Genomic DNA, 14608 nt, shown 5'->3' with positions numbered 1-14608 from the left:
TTCCAAACAAAATACCGTGACATAGGATAGATCGGGAACATTATGGGTAGATGGGAGCCTGTTCATATGAAAAAACAGACTAATCTTATCTTAGTACTTGTACTTTACATTTTATTACTTATATTTTTATGGATATTGGGTTGACCCAAAATGGTATGTAATTCATATAAAAAGCCTTGAACTGCCATAAGTTGACAGTCACAAGGCTTTTTATATTTGGACATGCTTTAATCAATTTCGTGGATGGCGTTCAGCCTACAAGCTCCAATTAGTTAAAAGCCTTTGTATTGAGGTTCTTCACTTTCCAGTTGCTGAACACGTCCGCTGATTTGATCGCAAACTTGTTGGGTCGTTTGAGCAGCTTGTTCAAAAATCTGCTTGGCTTCTTGATTTTGTGTACTCAGAGCAAATGTTTCCAAGCTCGCCTGTGCACTTTTTAAAGAGGCCAATGTTGTTTTTACGCTTGATGCTACAGTCATGATTGTTCACCTCCTTGTGTTTCACCTTTTACATTGTGCTCACAATTTTTGAAATCATGACTGGAATAATTTAGAAACCATAAGTCTGAGCAATGATGCAAATAATGTTATGGTGAGGTTTATTCCGGGAAGGAGAGAGTGGGGATGGATTGGGTTCAAATTGTTGTCAGGTCGCTTGGAGCTATCGCGATGCTGTTTATACTGACAAGGTTATTAGGGAAAAAGCAGATTTCCCAGCTCACCTTTTTTGAATATATAACAGGTATAACCTTGGGTGAGCTTGCTGGTTTTATATCGACCGATATTGAAAATAATTATATGCACGGTGTTGTTGCCTTATTGGTATGGTCTCTGGTACCGCTCGGTGTGGAATTAATTACGCTGAAGAGCGTTACGCTGAGGGGCTGGTTCGATGGAAAAGGAACAGTCATGATCAAAGAAGGCAAGGTCATGGAAAAAAACCTCAAGAAGGAACGTTATACGGTGGATGAATTGCTGGAGCAGCTTCGAACCAAAAGCGTATTTAATCCGGCGGAGGTTGAATTTGCAATGCTGGAGGCAAGTGGAGAGCTGAGCGTCATGTTGAAGAAAGAGAATCAGCCGCTTACCGCCAAGCACCTTGGTATTCAAACTGCACCTGAACAGGCTTCACAGGCTGTTATCATGGACGGTAATATCATGGAAGAGCCGCTCGCAACAATAGGTTTAAATCCTGGATGGCTCAGGACGGAATTGGAGAAAATCGGCGTCACTGTGGACAATGTGTTTCTGGGGACTGTTGATTCGTATGGAGCGCTGTATGTCGATTTGTATGACGATATGCTCAAGCTGCCAGTAAATAACGAAAGAAGGCTGCTGTGGGCTACGATTAAAAAATGCGAGGCAGATTTAACCTTATACGGCTTATCAACAGTAGATGTATCCGCGAAGAAAATGTACGAGGACTGTACCTTGCAGCTGCAAAAGCAAATCAGACTGCTTGAGCCCGTATTAAAAAGATAAGAAAGGAAGCGATGAAATGGCTTCAAAAACCAAGCAAAAATTGACCTGGACACAACAGGAATATCAAGTATTGGCCAAAAAGAAGGAGCCATCCCGGCCAGTTCTGAAAAACTGCCTAAGGGCTTTTTTAGTCGGTGGGATTATTTGCGTAATTGGTCAAGGCTTAACTGAAATGTTCATTCACGCATTTGGGTACCCTGCAGAAAAGGCGGGTAATCCTACAGTGGCCGTGCTTATTTTATTGTCTGTCATTCTTACCTGCTTTGGGTGGTATGACAAGCTTGCGCAATGGGCTGGTGCCGGTTCAGCCGTTCCGGTAACAGGCTTCGCCAACTCGATGTGTTCGGCAGCTCTCGAGCATAAAAGTGAAGGTTTTGTGTTAGGTGTAGGTGGAAACATGTTTAAATTAGCCGGATCTGTTATTGTGTTCGGCATCGTGGCTGCCTTTGTTGTCGGACTGGTTCATTTAGTTTTTAACATAGGAGGATGAGCGATGCTTCAGGGACATCAAAGCTGGGCATTTCAGAATCGACCCGTCATAACGGGTGTTGCCACTGTCGTTGGCCCTGAGGAGGGCTCCGGACCACTAGGTGATGATTTTGATATTGTTCACGGGGATATGATTCTTGCGCAGGATAGCTGGGAAAAGGCTGAGCGTCAATTGATGGATGAAGCTGCCAAGCTCGCTGTCGAAAATGCAGGACTGACGAAAGAAAAGCTGCAGTTCTACGTAGGCGGCGACTTGATGAATCAAATTATAAGCAGTACATTTGCCGCACGAACGCTAGCAATCCCATACATCGGTATTTTCGGGGCGTGCTCTACCTCAATGGAAGGGTTAGCGGTAGCATCCATGCTGACGGATGCAGGTTATGCCAATGATGTAATGGCTGGCACCTGCAGTCATAATTGCACCACAGAGAAACAGTTCCGTTACCCGACCGAATACGGCTCACAGAAGCCTCCCACTGCTCAATATACGGTAACAGGTGCAGGTGCAGCTGTAGTTTCACGACATGGAAAGGGACCGGTTGTCACTGGTGCAACCATCGGTCGCGTAGTGGACATGGGCATAAAGGACCCGTTTAATATGGGGGCAGCGATGGCACCTGCCGCGGTCGATACGATGCAGGCGCATTTTAAGGATTTTGACAGAGAGCCTGGATACTACGATTTGATTGTAACAGGTGATTTGGCCAAGGTCGGCTATGATATTGCCAATGAATTGCTTATTAAGCACAAGATACCCATTCATCAAACTACGTATAACGACTGCGGCCTGATGATTTATGATCGTGAGAAGCAGCCTGTTATAGCAGGGGGAAGCGGCTGTGGATGCTCGGCCGTGGTGACCTATGGTCATATTCTTAAAAAGCTGATTAAAGGCGATTATCGTAAAGTTCTGATCATCGCGACTGGCGCTCTGCTGTCACCGCTCTCGTTTCAACAAGGGGAAAGCATACCTTGTATCGCTCATGCTGTAGCTATTGAAAGTGGGGTGAACTAAGTTTGGAAACGTTTATGGATTTTGTCTGGGCGTTTATTATCGGTGGCGCGATATGTGTGGTTGGTCAATTGCTTATGGATGTGGGTAAGCTTACCCCTGCACATACCATGAGTACACTTGTTGTGAGCGGCGCGGTGTTGGATGGAATCGGCTGGTATGATCCGTTAATTCGCTTCGCGGGTGCCGGCGCGACGGTACCAATTACAAGCTTTGGGAATGCACTCGTTCACGGAGCTCTACAGGAGCTCAAAGAGGATGGTGCCATAGGTATTATCACAGGTATTTTTAATGTGACAAGCGCCGGTATATCATCTGCGATTATCTTTTCATTTTTGGCCGCTCTCGTTTGCAGGCCGCGAGGGTAAAGTTCCCGTTTGATGAAACCAAATGCAAGTATTGTACGTATCCTTAATAAGGTCTGTTACGCTCCAGGGGCTAGTCCTTTGGAGTTTTTCTGTTTTCAAAATGTCTCCAAATGTGTAATTTTACAAACAATTTTAGCGTATTTGCACGTATACGGCCTTTTTTTAATCCTGTAAAATAGAAAGAGAAACGCTCTGCCCACTTATTATACACACCCCAAGGAGGATCAGGAACATGGAGGCCATTGTCAGTGAAGATATAGGAGTGCTAAAGCGCATACAAGCGAATTTGGAGTCTTGCATCCTCGGTAAGACAGATGAAATTAAATTACTTATGACAGCCATGTTAGCAGGCGGACACGTTCTCTTGGAGGACGTACCCGGAACAGGGAAAACGATATTAATCAAATCATTAGCCAAATCAATCCGTGGTCAATTCCGACGTATTCAATGCAATCCTGATTTACTTCCCACCGATATTACTGGAGTTTCGATATATCATCCAAAAGATGAAGTGTTCATCTTCAGACCTGGTCCAATTATGACACATATTTTACTGGCAGATGAGATTAACCGGGCCACCACCAAGACCCAGTCAGCTTTGCTGGAAGCAATGGAAGAACGCCATATTACCGTGGATGGTGACACGCATGAGCTGCCGCAGCCTTTCATGATGTTGGCTACGCAAAATCCGATTGATTTTGAAGGAACCTATACACTGCCGGAAGCGCAGCTGGACCGTTTCATGATGAAGTTCAGTCTGGGCTACCCGGATGAGGCGACTGAAACGAAAATGATTATTTCACAAAGCATCGTACATCCCATAGAGAAGCTGGAGCCTGTAGCGGATATTGAACACATACTCGGGATGCAGCAAAGAGCGAAGCGCGTACATTTAGATGATGCCGTCGCCAGCTATCTCGTTTCGATCACAAGGCAAACCCGTGAGCACACTTCGATTTTTCTTGGCGCAAGTCCTCGTGCGACCCTGGCGTTGGTACAGGCAGCTAAAGCTTTTGCATTACTGCAGGAAAGGGATTATGTGATCCCGGACGACATCAAGTTTTTGGCTCCATACGTGTTGGGGCATCGCCTCATTCTGAATGCTGAAGCCCGGATGGACGGCGCTACGGTGCAATCCGTACTGCAGTCTGTGTTTCAACAGGTGAGAGTACCCGTACGAATGGAGAAGTGAGCAGGATGCGAGAAGCCATCGTTCAGAAGCTTACCGAATTACCACGTATGAGCAAACAATTTTGGGCGGTCCTGCTTAGCTTGCTGGGAAGTTTGGGCTTTCTGCTGTTTCAAGGCGGGAAGCTGGCACTTATGCTGTTTGTGGTCATGCTCGTTTTAAGCATCTATTTGTTGCTCGGACAGTGGAGCGGCATCAAACGGACACAGGGTGCACGGACACTGCATAATGCCGAAACGACCAGTACGATGGAAGCGGGCAGCTCACTCACAGTCACGATTCAATTGCAAATTCCTGGATTTTGGCCAATGCCTTATATATTCGTTAAAGATCGCTTGACTCACAAGAACGGCAGTGAGCTCGCATTTGAATCGACGATAGTTCCCGATTGGAGACGTCGCGGAGAGTGGGAATACCGGACTCCTGCATTGCGCAGAGGTTCGTATACCTTTGGTACGACCGAATGTGTAACGGAAGATATATTTGGATTATTTGAGCATAGTGGTACTCTAAAGCTGCCCAATAGCATTGTAGTCCTGCCGCAAACCGTGCAAATCCGCGAATGGCAGCAATATCATCAAATGATGAAAGGCACAAATCACCATTCTACAACGACTCGTGCCGTGCGTGAAACTACGCAGATCAATGGCGTTCGCGAGTATATTTATGGGGATCGTTTGTCTCGTATTCACTGGAATGCGACAGCCAAAACAGGAACCTGGAAATCAAAGGAATTTGAGCGGGAGTCTTTGCCCAAAACCTACCTGATTCTGGATCGTAGCCGCAAAGCATATGGAGATCCGGAGGATTTTGAACTCGCTGTTTCTGTTGCCGCATCTTTGTTCCAATACGGGGCCGGTCGCAGTCTGGCTCTGGGCCTGGTGTCTACAGGAGCGGATGATGTGTATTTCGAGCCCAAGCCTGGTCAAAATCTGTTAAAAGCGGTTCAACAGCATTTTATTCATGTGGAGGCTGACGGCTCTTACAATCTTCGTCAAGTATTGAGGGAAAAGGTGCAGCATCTGGTTCCCGGCAGCTTTATTACCTTAATAACTCCGCAGTATGGTGAGCCGATCATACAAATATTTAATTGGCTTAAGCAGCTTCAGTTGAATCCTTGTCACCTATGGATATGTTCTGGCGCTACCGATCAAGAGGCTTGGCTGAAAAGACTGCAATCGGTTGGTGTGGTTGGGTATCCGATCCATTCACTTCATGAGCTTCCGGTTGTGCTGGGAGGGAGAAGTGGATGAGTGAGCTGATGGTTGAGAGGACACCTGTGTGGCGACGCATGCTTTTGACAGATTGGCCGCATCGGTTGACGGTTTTGCTGGTTGGCTTGCTGTTACTGCAATTTGTTAGCTGGATTACAAAAGAAAATGGATTATGGCTCCCGGAGACAGTACGCATCGTTCAACTAACACTGCTAGTAACCTTTCTTCTGGAACATATCCCCAGGCTTCACTGGCTAGTGCGCGGCTTGATACAAATGATAGTTGTGATTGCTCTTAATGCTCATGTTTTACTTGATTATAAAATCATTGAAGATGTGTCGGTATCCAGCTATTTTTCTTCGCAGCTTTTTCTGAATTTATATCAATTGACGCCCTATTTATGGTTTGCACTCAGCACCTGGGTTATTTATCTGGCATTGATCTGGTGGGTAGAGGTCAAGTGGAGAGTTTATTTGCTGATGATCGTCAGTGTTCTCGCCATGTGTATCCGTGATTCCTTCTCAAATGTATATTTGTGGCCTCAGGTAGTGATGGTGGTGGGCTGCGGGTTGTTCCTGTTGATTTTGTGTCATTTTCAGCGGCTGCGTCAAAAAGATCCGACTGCATGGAGCTACCTCGCTGATTATCCGACATCAATCTCGGTTCCGGTTATTACCTTGGTCTGTTTGACATTATCAATTGGCTCCATCATGCCGGAAGTCAGTCCTGTATTGACCGATCCCTATACAGCATGGCGCAATTTTCAAGGCCAACCGGTTAATTTTACCACGGGAAAAGGTGTTGAGGTTGCAACTGCTACGGCTTCGGGTGATGCTTCTTCCGGATACAGTCGCAACGACACGGCTCTTGGCGGGGGATTTGAATTCGATTTCACTCCGGTTATGACTGTAGAAACCTCACATCGAAGCTATTGGCGTGGCGAAACACGCAGCTTTTACAGTGGGAAGGGCTGGGAGCTCGGGGAAGGCGACAGACGTGCTCCTGTGAGTACGGTACGAGCGGATGTTGCGTTGGCTACTGATCCAAGAGCTGCCGGCAGCAAGCTGAAAACCATAGAGGTTACTCAAACGGTAACGATTTTGTCTGAGGAAAAATATCCTGTATTATTCGGAGCTTTCAGCTTGCAAAAGGTAGTCGATCTGGGTGGTGCCAAGACAGGCTTTGAACCTTTGCTCTGGGCGCCATCGCAATCCGAGCTGCGCTTTAACGAACAGCAGCGTCAGGCTTTTCCTAAGTCGTACACCATCGTCTCACAAATGCCGATTGTGGATGAAGAGGCTTTGCGTCAAGCGCCTGCGGAGCTGCCGAACCGTGCGGAGCTGGCTGAATACTTACAGCTGCCTGACAACACACCTAATCGTGTACGTCTGTTGGCAGCAGATATTACGAAGGATACGGTAAGTCCTTATGAGAAAGCAAAGAAAATCGAACAATATTTGCGTCAAACGTATCCCTACACGAATAAGCCTGATCTCACCAAAGGAAAAAGTCGCGATTTTGTAGAGCGTTTCTTGTTTGAAATCAAGGAAGGCTATTGTGATTATTTCTCATCGGCAATGGCCGTGCTTTCCAGATCGTCCGGACTTCCTACTCGTTGGGTGAAAGGCTATGCCTCTGGCTCTACGACAGTACCTGATGAATATTTGAATATGTCGGTTGAGGAGGGCATGCTGGACCCTGATGCTGCAGGTATATATACCGTTCGTAATGCGGATGCGCATTCCTGGGTTGAAATTTATTTTAGCGGATATGGCTGGATTCCTTTTGAGCCTACCTCAGGCTTTGTGCTGCCGCGTGCCGCGCAATTACAGGAAACCGTGATTGATCCTTCGACATTACCTGAGATTCCGGAAACTACAGAAGAGGCGGCCGTTTTTTCGAATTCAGGTCATATTGCCGGTATCAGCGGATTGGTTCTGCTTGTTATTGCTTTAATTGCTTTTCTGATATGGAAGCTGCAGGTAGTCGATCTTGTCAAAGAGCGGATCGAACGCCGGAGAGCTTCACTCTTGAAGCAAAAGGTCATCGTAGAATGTGAACGAATGCTGCGGATTTGCCGACGTAATGGCTATACCCGGGATGAGCATGAGACTCTGCGGGAAGCAACCCGCAGATGGATCAAGCAGAGCAAATGGATGAAGGCCGATTTGGAGCAGGTGTTGTCCATCTTCGAGAAAGCGAAGTACAGCAATGCAGAAATAACAGAAGATGACTGGCAAAGCACAACCCAATTGGTCGAAAAGCTGCGTTCGCAATTTTGATTTAGAGATAGATTGAGTGAACTTGTTAAGTTCATGAAGCTATAGCCTGACAGCCTGCTGTCAGGCTTTTGACTGCTTATCTTTATTATTATTTTGCCACGCCTAACTGGCTGTGGTATAGTTTGACGTATGTAGGTATGATCGTTCCCGAGGTGATTTCTTTGTTAAAAAGGCTGCTTCCACAATTACAAGTCAACACGATTTATGATATTGATCTCAATGAACTATGGGCCAAAGGTGTGCGTGGTATTATTACAGATCTGGATAATACACTCGTAGGAGCCAAAGCACCACTGGCTACACCGGAATTAATCGAGTGGCTCAAGGTTGTCGGACAGATTGGATTTCAAGTCGTGATTGTTTCCAACAATAATAAGCTGCGGGTTAGCAAATTCGCTGAACCGCTGCTGTTGCCTTTTATTTATCGGGCCAAAAAGCCAACCAGTGCGGCCTTTCACAAAGCACTTGGTATGATGAAACTGCTGCCAAGTCAGACAGTAGTTATTGGGGATCAGATGATGACCGATGTGCTTGGCGGGAACCGAATGGGGCTGTTTACAATTCTGGTTCTTCCAATTGCAAAGGGAGATGAAGGTTTTTTTACGAAAGTTGTCAATCGCTCGCTCGAGAAAGTAGCTACAAGTTGGATGAAAAGGTAGGTAAACCATGACAGAAAAGATTGCAGAAGCAAAAGCCTGTGCCGGCTGCGGTGTAAAACTGCAAATGGAGCATGCGGACAAGCTGGGCTATGTTCCGGCGCAAGCATTGGATCGTTCGCCGATCATATGCCAGCGCTGTTTTCGTATGAAAAATTATAACGAGTCCTCAGGCATCACTTTAGACCACAATGATTTTTTGAAGCTGCTGAGTCACGTAGGCCATACAAAATCGCTGGTCGTCAATATTGTCGACATCTTCGATTTTGAAGGCACCTTAATCAGCGGCTTGCCGCGTTTTGTCGGAGACAATCCAATTGTGCTTGTCGTTAACAAAATTGATTTGCTGCCGAAAGTAACGAATTACAACAGAATTATTAACTGGATTCGTAAACAGGCTAGTGAATTTGGTCTTAAGGTTGTTGAGGTTGTGCTGTGCTCAGCCAAAGTGAATTTGGGCTTTGACCGTGTGATCAAGGCATTGGACGAGCATCGGGATGGCCGTGATATTTATGTTGTTGGAGCCACGAATGTTGGCAAATCGACATTGATTAACCGTCTGATCCGTGATTACAGTGACCTGGAAGCAGAATTGACAACGTCTCAATATCCGGGAACGACGCTGGACCTGGTGAAAATACCAATGGATGACGGTACCTTTATTATCGATACACCGGGTATTGTTTACCCGCATCGATTGACAGAGCTCGTGAACAAGCAGGATTTGGCTACGTTAATGCCTGATAAAGTCGTCAAGCCGGTCGTATTCCAATTAAATGAAAAGCAGACGATATTTTTCGGCAGCTTTGTGCGATTTGATTTTATTCAAGGTGAACGTCAATCGTTTACCTTTTATGTATCCAATGCAATCACCCCGCACCGGACCAAGCTGGAGCGTGCCGATGAGCTGTATGCAGAGCATAAAGGTGTCATGCTCGCACCACCGACTCTTGAGGCTTTGGAGCTATTGCCGAAGCTGAATAAGGTACCTGTACGTATTCCGAAGGGTAAAATATACGATGTTTCGATATCAGGCCTCGGCTGGATTAAAGTAAACAGTGACAGTGGTGCCGATCTGGCTATTCATGTTCCCAAGGGAGTTAAGGTTGCTGTTCGTGAGGCAATGATATAAAGCGGGAGGAACGAAGAAATAATGGGGAAACAGAAACTGGACAGCAACACGATTTTGTATGGTGTATTCGGGGATCCGATTCGCCATTCCAAATCGCCGATTATGCTGAATCGCGCTTTTGAGGAATCGGGAATTAACGCGGCTTATGCGGCATTTCATATTAAGCCGGGCCAGCTTAAGTCTGCTATCGATGGAATCCGTGCGCTGCAATTTCGTGGTGTTAATGTTACGATTCCACATAAGGTAGAGGTCATGGATTACATGGACGAAATCGATGAAGGCGCCCGGATTATCGGAGCAGTCAATACGATTGTCAATGAGGACGGTCGTCTTATTGGCCATAATACCGATGGTATCGGTTACGTGCGATCCTTGAAAGAAGAAACCGGAATCGATTTACGTGGTAAACATATACTGATGCTCGGAGCAGGGGGCGCAGCACGTGGAGTCGGATATGCACTAGCCATGGAGGGCGCGGCTCATATCTATATTGCCAATCGCACCCGTGATAAAGCCATAGAACTGGCGCAATCCATGTCCAGCTTCACCACTGCCACTGGTTTAGGGCTTGATGAGATTGGTGACATTGTCGGTAAGGTTGGTTTGATCGTGAATAATACTTCGGTTGGCATGCACCCTAATATCAACGATGTACCCATGGATACTTCATTGATCCTTGATTCTACCGTGGTCAGCGATCTGGTTTACAACCCGCTGGTGACAAAGTTTCTATGTGAATCCGAGTCTCGGGGTGCAACCATTCACAGCGGCCTGGGTATGTTTATTTATCAGGGTGCGTACGCTTTCGAGTACTGGACAGGTGCTTCGGCCCCTGTAGCGGCTATGCGTCAGGCTGTCATTGATTCATTTAACACGTAAATAAGGGTCGGAGCTTGCTGTATTTTTGAATTCATGTTAAGCCCGATCACAGATAACTATATTTACTCAAGAATAGAGGATAACGATAATTATGCTAACAGGCAAACAAACCAGACATTTACGCGCTTTAGCGCACCATTTGAACCCTATTTTCCAGGTGGGCAAGGGTGGGGTGAACGAGCATTTAATCAGACATATCAACGAAGCATTGGAAGTACGCGAGTTGATCAAAATTACGGTGCTTAATAATAGTGGCGAGGATCGCAAAGAAGTCGGTGAACAATTGGCTGAACAAGCGGATGCTGAGCTCGTGCAGGTTATTGGTAAAATCATCGTACTGTATAAAGAGTCCAAGGATCACAAAACAATTGTGCTGCCGGTATAGATTTTTGAGCTAGAAGAGGTGAGAGCATGAAGGTTGGAATTATGGGAGGTACCTTTGATCCTATTCATATCGGACATTTGATTGCTGCCCAACACGCGTGTGAGCAGGCCCTCTTGGATGAGGTCTGGTTCATGCCAACCAATGTGCCCCCTCATAAGGAAAAAGGCCCTATGGCTACGCCTGGACAGCGTTGGGACATGGTATGCCGTGCGGTCGAGGACCACCCCCATTTTCGTCCTTTTGATTTTGAGCTAAGGAAGGGCGGTATTTCATACAGCATTGATACGGTAACCGAGCTTCTTCAAATCCATCCCGACATTCATTTTGCCTATATAATTGGTGCGGATATGGTACAGTATTTGCCCAAATGGTACAGAATTGATGAGTTGGTGCAGAACATTACATTTATCGGCCTACAGCGCCCAGGTTATGTTTGGGATTTGAGCCTGCTGCCAGAAGCTATTCGTAAAGCGGTACTTGCTGTGGAAATGCCTTTGATTGAGCTCTCATCCAGCTTGATCCGATTGCGTCAGGCTGAAGGGAAGTCGGTTCGCTATTTAGTGCCAGATCGAGTAAATGAATATATGGTGGTGAATCGGATTTATGAATCGCAAGCAGCTGATTGATGCGGTAAAGGTACAAATGCCTGCTGCCCGTTGGGAGCACACGTTAGGTGTGATGGAAACGGCTGTGTTACTCGCGAGGAGCTATCAAGGTGATGCGGACAAGGCGCATTTGGCTGCCGTACTGCATGATGTTTGTAAATATTGGCCAGTCAAGGATCAGGGTAATGTGATTCGCGATCATGGCTTGCCTGCCGATTTACTAGAGTATGATAAGGAAATATGGCATGCGCATGCGGGTGCTTTCATTGCAGAGCGGGATTACGGGGTTGACGACGAAGAGGTATTGAATGCAATCCGTTATCATACAACTGGGCGTAAACATATGACCCAGCTGGAAAAAATCGTTTGTCTCGCAGATTATATCGAACCTGGAAGAGATTTTCCGGGTGTGCATAAGATTCGAGAAATCGCCGAATATAGTATGGAGAAAGCTCTCTTGATGGCGTTTGATGGAACGATCATTTTTTTGCTGGAAAAGGGAAAAAAGGTGTATCCGCTAACGATAGAAGCAAGAAACGGTCTAGTGGATGAAGTGAAATCCGTTGGATAGATTGAATTGAAAGTAAACCCAGCTAAGTAGAAATTGCCATACAGTGAGATCGAGGAGGAAATGAAATGAGTCTTACACCAGAAAAATTAGTAGACCTTGTTGTCGAAGCGGCTGAAGATAAAAAAGCAATGAATTTGATCGCGTTAAACCTACAGGGGGTTTCGCTGATTACGGATTATTTTGTTATATGCCATGGTAATTCAGAAACACAGGTTCAGGCTATTGCTACGGAAATTCGTAAAAAAGCTGAACAAAATGGTGGTCGCGTACGTGGATTAGAGGGTATGGATACAGCACGTTGGGTACTGGTTGATTTAGGCGATGTGATTGTTCATGTTTTCCATCGTGAAGATCGGGAATATTATAATATAGAGCGTCTTTGGTCAGATGCCAAGGTGGTAGAACGCGTATGATATTGGATGCAGGAAGAACTTATAAACTGAAGGTTGCCAAGGAAATCGCTCCACACGGCTATTTTGTAACGGATGGCACTCAGGAAGTATTGCTCCATTACAGTGAGGTCGTAGGAACGATTAAGCCAGGTGATTCGGTAGATGTGTTCTTGTTCTATGATACACAGGATCGTCTTGCCAGTACGATGAAAAAGCCATTGATCCAGCTGGGTGAGATTGCACTTCTGGAAGTTGTCGATATTCACCCGCGGTTCGGCTGTTTTCTGGAAATGGGCTTAGGCCGCAATTTGCTGCTTCCATTCAGGGAACAACCCGATCTGCGTGAGCTTCGACCTCAAGTGGGGGATAAGGTGTTCGTTGAACTTGCCCATGACCGACAAGGCCGATTGCTGGCCAGAGTTGCCGGTGAGGCTGAGCTTAAGCCGATGTGCTTTGACGCTCCAACCAGCTGGAAGAATACCTGGGTTAGCGCAAGAGTATACAAGCCGCTGCAGATGGGTACCTTTGTTGTTTGTGACGGAGGCGTTGTTGGATTTGGTGTCATTGGTATGATCCACTCCACGGACCGTACCAGAAAGCTGCGTCTCGGTGAGCAGGTTGATGTGCGGATAAGCTTTGTTCGCGAGGATGGCAACGTGAACTGTTCAATGAAGGCTGTGAAAGAGGTTGGACGGGATGAGGACTCGGAGCGGATTCTTGCCTTTTTGCGTGAAAGACCAAACGGCTCCATGCCTTATTCGGACGAGTCCCCGGCGGATGCCATTAATGAACGGTTTCAGATCAGTAAATCGGCTTTTAAGCGGGCAATTGGTAAATTAATGCGTGAAGGCCTTGTGTATCAGGAAGGCAGCTGGACTCATCTGAAGCAGGGGCAACAACCTGAGGATAATCAGGAGCTCAAGACTGAGAGTCAGTCGGACGGAGAATAAATAGCTGTGAATTGTCAATTAGTAAAGGTGTTGAATGAGTGTGGCTTATAATCAATTTGCTTATTACTATGACCGATTGATGGTGGACATGCCTTACGCTGAATGGCTTGAATTTCTGCAGCAGTGCTGGAAGCAATATGGGCTTCCACAAACGATTGCAGATCTCGGGTGCGGTACAGGCAGTATAGCGCTGCCGCTTGCGCAGCAAGGTTACGAAGTCTATGGCATCGATTTGTCTGAGGATATGCTGGCGGTAGCACAGCAAAAGGCGCAGGAAGCTGAAGCTCAGCATTTTTTTCAGGGAAAAGGTAGAGTGACTTGGCTGCAGCAGGATTTGCGCGACTGGTCCTTGCCGGTCCAGGTTGATGCGGTCATCTCCTTATGTGATTGTATGAATTATTTGCTGGAGGAAGAGGATGTGCAGCAGGCGTTCAGACAGGCATACGATGGTCTCAAAGACGAGGGTATATTTGTGTTCGATGTCCACACTCCCCTTCAGCTGGAAAGCTATGCGGAGGAACAGCCTTTTTTTCTAAATGAAGACGATATTGCTTATATTTGGACGAGTGAGCTGGATGAGGAACGCTGTGAAATTGAGCATTCACTAACGATCTTTAGTCAGGTTCCTGCAAGCATTGGAAAATCTGGCTATGAGCAAGGAGGCTATTTCCAGCGTTTGGAGGAATATCATTCGCAGCGTGCTTATTCGCTTTCATGGCTAAAGCAGCAGCTATTGGCGGTTGGTTTTAAAGAAGTGCTTTGTTTCGGTGATTTTGTGTGGAAGCCAGCAACAGATTCAACGCAGCGTGCTTTTTTTATAGCGAGGAAGTAGTTGGACTTAATCTGAACCAACGCTTATGCGCTGCTACAGCTTCATAAGCAGACTCCATATACATAAAATGATTCCCCATAGTGGTAAAGCTAACAAAATTCCGTTCATGATACCCAACATATGACCCACCTCGTTCCTGAGTGATCGGAGCTGCTGTAGTTGTTCCAT

General features: G+C 46.3%; 17 protein-coding genes. 16 read left to right on the top strand and 1 reads right to left on the bottom strand.

From position 1 onward, the window contains the following. Positions 1-272 precede the first annotated feature (272 nt). Positions 273-479 (bottom strand): DUF1657 domain-containing protein, encoded by a 207-nt coding sequence (locus tag NST47_RS24800; RefSeq protein WP_076230063.1) that lies wholly within the window; start codon positions 477-479, stop codon positions 273-275. Between the two features lie 144 nt (positions 480-623). On the opposite strand from NST47_RS24800, the gene NST47_RS24795 reads away from it, so the two are divergent. The 16 genes from NST47_RS24795 (at position 624) to NST47_RS24720 (ending at position 14440) form a co-directional block, all read left to right on the top strand. After that, positions 624-1481, top strand: coding sequence for a DUF421 domain-containing protein (locus tag NST47_RS24795; protein ID WP_341157514.1), 858 nt, complete (start codon positions 624-626; stop codon positions 1479-1481). Positions 1482-1497: 16 nt separating this feature from the next. Next, on the top strand, positions 1498-1971 hold the full coding sequence (spoVAC, locus tag NST47_RS24790) for a stage V sporulation protein AC (RefSeq protein ID WP_341157513.1): 474 nt from the start codon (positions 1498-1500) through the stop codon (positions 1969-1971). A 3-nt stretch (positions 1972-1974) separates the two neighbouring features. Continuing rightward, on the top strand, positions 1975-2988 hold the full coding sequence (spoVAD, locus tag NST47_RS24785) for a stage V sporulation protein AD (protein ID WP_341157512.1): 1014 nt from the start codon (positions 1975-1977) through the stop codon (positions 2986-2988). A 14-nt stretch (positions 2989-3002) separates the two neighbouring features. Further along, the gene (gene spoVAE / locus NST47_RS24780) at positions 3003-3353 is read left to right on the top strand and encodes a stage V sporulation protein AE (RefSeq protein WP_076230285.1); all 351 of its coding nucleotides are present in this window, start codon (positions 3003-3005) and stop codon (positions 3351-3353) included. Positions 3354-3585: 232 nt separating this feature from the next. Continuing rightward, entirely contained in the window at positions 3586-4545 is a 960-nt protein-coding gene (locus NST47_RS24775) for an AAA family ATPase (protein ID WP_076230067.1), read from the top strand. A gap of 5 nt (positions 4546-4550) precedes the next feature. Continuing rightward, a complete protein-coding gene (locus tag NST47_RS24770; RefSeq protein ID WP_341157511.1) occupies positions 4551-5795 on the top strand; it encodes a DUF58 domain-containing protein in 1245 nt (414 codons plus the stop codon). Beyond that, entirely contained in the window at positions 5792-8038 is a 2247-nt protein-coding gene (locus tag NST47_RS24765; protein ID WP_341157510.1) for a transglutaminase domain-containing protein, read from the top strand. The genes NST47_RS24770 and NST47_RS24765 overlap by 4 nt, the downstream gene beginning before the upstream one ends. Positions 8039-8199: 161 nt before the next feature. Beyond that, the gene (locus tag NST47_RS24760) at positions 8200-8697 is read left to right on the top strand and encodes a YqeG family HAD IIIA-type phosphatase (RefSeq protein ID WP_240417088.1); all 498 of its coding nucleotides are present in this window, start codon (positions 8200-8202) and stop codon (positions 8695-8697) included. 7 nt (positions 8698-8704) lie between these two features. Next, entirely contained in the window at positions 8705-9826 is a 1122-nt protein-coding gene (yqeH, locus tag NST47_RS24755; protein ID WP_341157509.1) for a ribosome biogenesis GTPase YqeH, read from the top strand. Between the two features lie 21 nt (positions 9827-9847). Then, the gene (locus NST47_RS24750) at positions 9848-10705 is read left to right on the top strand and encodes a shikimate dehydrogenase (RefSeq protein WP_341157508.1); all 858 of its coding nucleotides are present in this window, start codon (positions 9848-9850) and stop codon (positions 10703-10705) included. 91 nt (positions 10706-10796) lie between these two features. Continuing rightward, on the top strand, positions 10797-11090 hold the full coding sequence (gene yhbY, locus NST47_RS24745) for a ribosome assembly RNA-binding protein YhbY (RefSeq protein ID WP_076230072.1): 294 nt from the start codon (positions 10797-10799) through the stop codon (positions 11088-11090). A 26-nt stretch (positions 11091-11116) separates the two neighbouring features. Next, positions 11117-11716, top strand: coding sequence for a nicotinate-nucleotide adenylyltransferase (locus NST47_RS24740; protein WP_341157507.1), 600 nt, complete (start codon positions 11117-11119; stop codon positions 11714-11716). Next, the gene (gene yqeK, locus NST47_RS24735) at positions 11694-12266 is read left to right on the top strand and encodes a bis(5'-nucleosyl)-tetraphosphatase (symmetrical) YqeK (RefSeq protein WP_341157506.1); all 573 of its coding nucleotides are present in this window, start codon (positions 11694-11696) and stop codon (positions 12264-12266) included. Before NST47_RS24740 ends, yqeK begins: the two co-directional genes overlap by 23 nt. Before the next feature lie 65 nt (positions 12267-12331). Continuing rightward, complete coding sequence (rsfS, locus tag NST47_RS24730) at positions 12332-12679, top strand: ribosome silencing factor (RefSeq protein WP_076230075.1); 348 nt, start codon at positions 12332-12334, stop codon at positions 12677-12679. Further along, positions 12676-13608 (top strand): CvfB family protein, encoded by a 933-nt coding sequence (locus NST47_RS24725; protein ID WP_076230076.1) that lies wholly within the window; start codon positions 12676-12678, stop codon positions 13606-13608. The genes rsfS and NST47_RS24725 overlap by 4 nt, the downstream gene beginning before the upstream one ends. Before the next feature lie 34 nt (positions 13609-13642). Continuing rightward, entirely contained in the window at positions 13643-14440 is a 798-nt protein-coding gene (locus tag NST47_RS24720; protein WP_341157505.1) for a class I SAM-dependent DNA methyltransferase, read from the top strand. The last annotated feature ends 168 nt before the right edge of the window (positions 14441-14608 follow it).

It is taken from the genome of Paenibacillus sp. FSL H8-0034 (assembly GCF_038000305.1).
Taxonomy (GTDB): domain Bacteria; phylum Bacillota; class Bacilli; order Paenibacillales; family NBRC-103111; genus Paenibacillus_S.
Note: the sequence above shows the minus strand (reverse complement) of the source record. Positions and strands in the feature narration are given on the sequence as shown.

Coding starts and splice junctions, on each gene's coding strand:
- NST47_RS24800 (WP_076230063.1), bottom strand. CDS start 479: ATGACTGTAGCATCAAGCGTAAAAACAACATTGGCCTCTTTAAAAAGT.
- NST47_RS24795 (WP_341157514.1), top strand. CDS start 624: ATGGATTGGGTTCAAATTGTTGTCAGGTCGCTTGGAGCTATCGCGATG.
- spoVAC (WP_341157513.1), top strand. CDS start 1,498: ATGGCTTCAAAAACCAAGCAAAAATTGACCTGGACACAACAGGAATAT.
- spoVAD (WP_341157512.1), top strand. CDS start 1,975: ATGCTTCAGGGACATCAAAGCTGGGCATTTCAGAATCGACCCGTCATA.
- spoVAE (WP_076230285.1), top strand. CDS start 3,003: ATGGATTTTGTCTGGGCGTTTATTATCGGTGGCGCGATATGTGTGGTT.
- NST47_RS24775 (WP_076230067.1), top strand. CDS start 3,586: ATGGAGGCCATTGTCAGTGAAGATATAGGAGTGCTAAAGCGCATACAA.
- NST47_RS24770 (WP_341157511.1), top strand. CDS start 4,551: ATGCGAGAAGCCATCGTTCAGAAGCTTACCGAATTACCACGTATGAGC.
- NST47_RS24765 (WP_341157510.1), top strand. CDS start 5,792: ATGAGTGAGCTGATGGTTGAGAGGACACCTGTGTGGCGACGCATGCTT.
- yqeH (WP_341157509.1), top strand. CDS start 8,705: ATGACAGAAAAGATTGCAGAAGCAAAAGCCTGTGCCGGCTGCGGTGTA.
- NST47_RS24750 (WP_341157508.1), top strand. CDS start 9,848: ATGGGGAAACAGAAACTGGACAGCAACACGATTTTGTATGGTGTATTC.
- yhbY (WP_076230072.1), top strand. CDS start 10,797: ATGCTAACAGGCAAACAAACCAGACATTTACGCGCTTTAGCGCACCAT.
- NST47_RS24740 (WP_341157507.1), top strand. CDS start 11,117: ATGAAGGTTGGAATTATGGGAGGTACCTTTGATCCTATTCATATCGGA.
- yqeK (WP_341157506.1), top strand. CDS start 11,694: ATGAATCGCAAGCAGCTGATTGATGCGGTAAAGGTACAAATGCCTGCT.
- rsfS (WP_076230075.1), top strand. CDS start 12,332: ATGAGTCTTACACCAGAAAAATTAGTAGACCTTGTTGTCGAAGCGGCT.
- NST47_RS24725 (WP_076230076.1), top strand. CDS start 12,676: ATGATATTGGATGCAGGAAGAACTTATAAACTGAAGGTTGCCAAGGAA.
- NST47_RS24720 (WP_341157505.1), top strand. CDS start 13,643: ATGAGTGTGGCTTATAATCAATTTGCTTATTACTATGACCGATTGATG.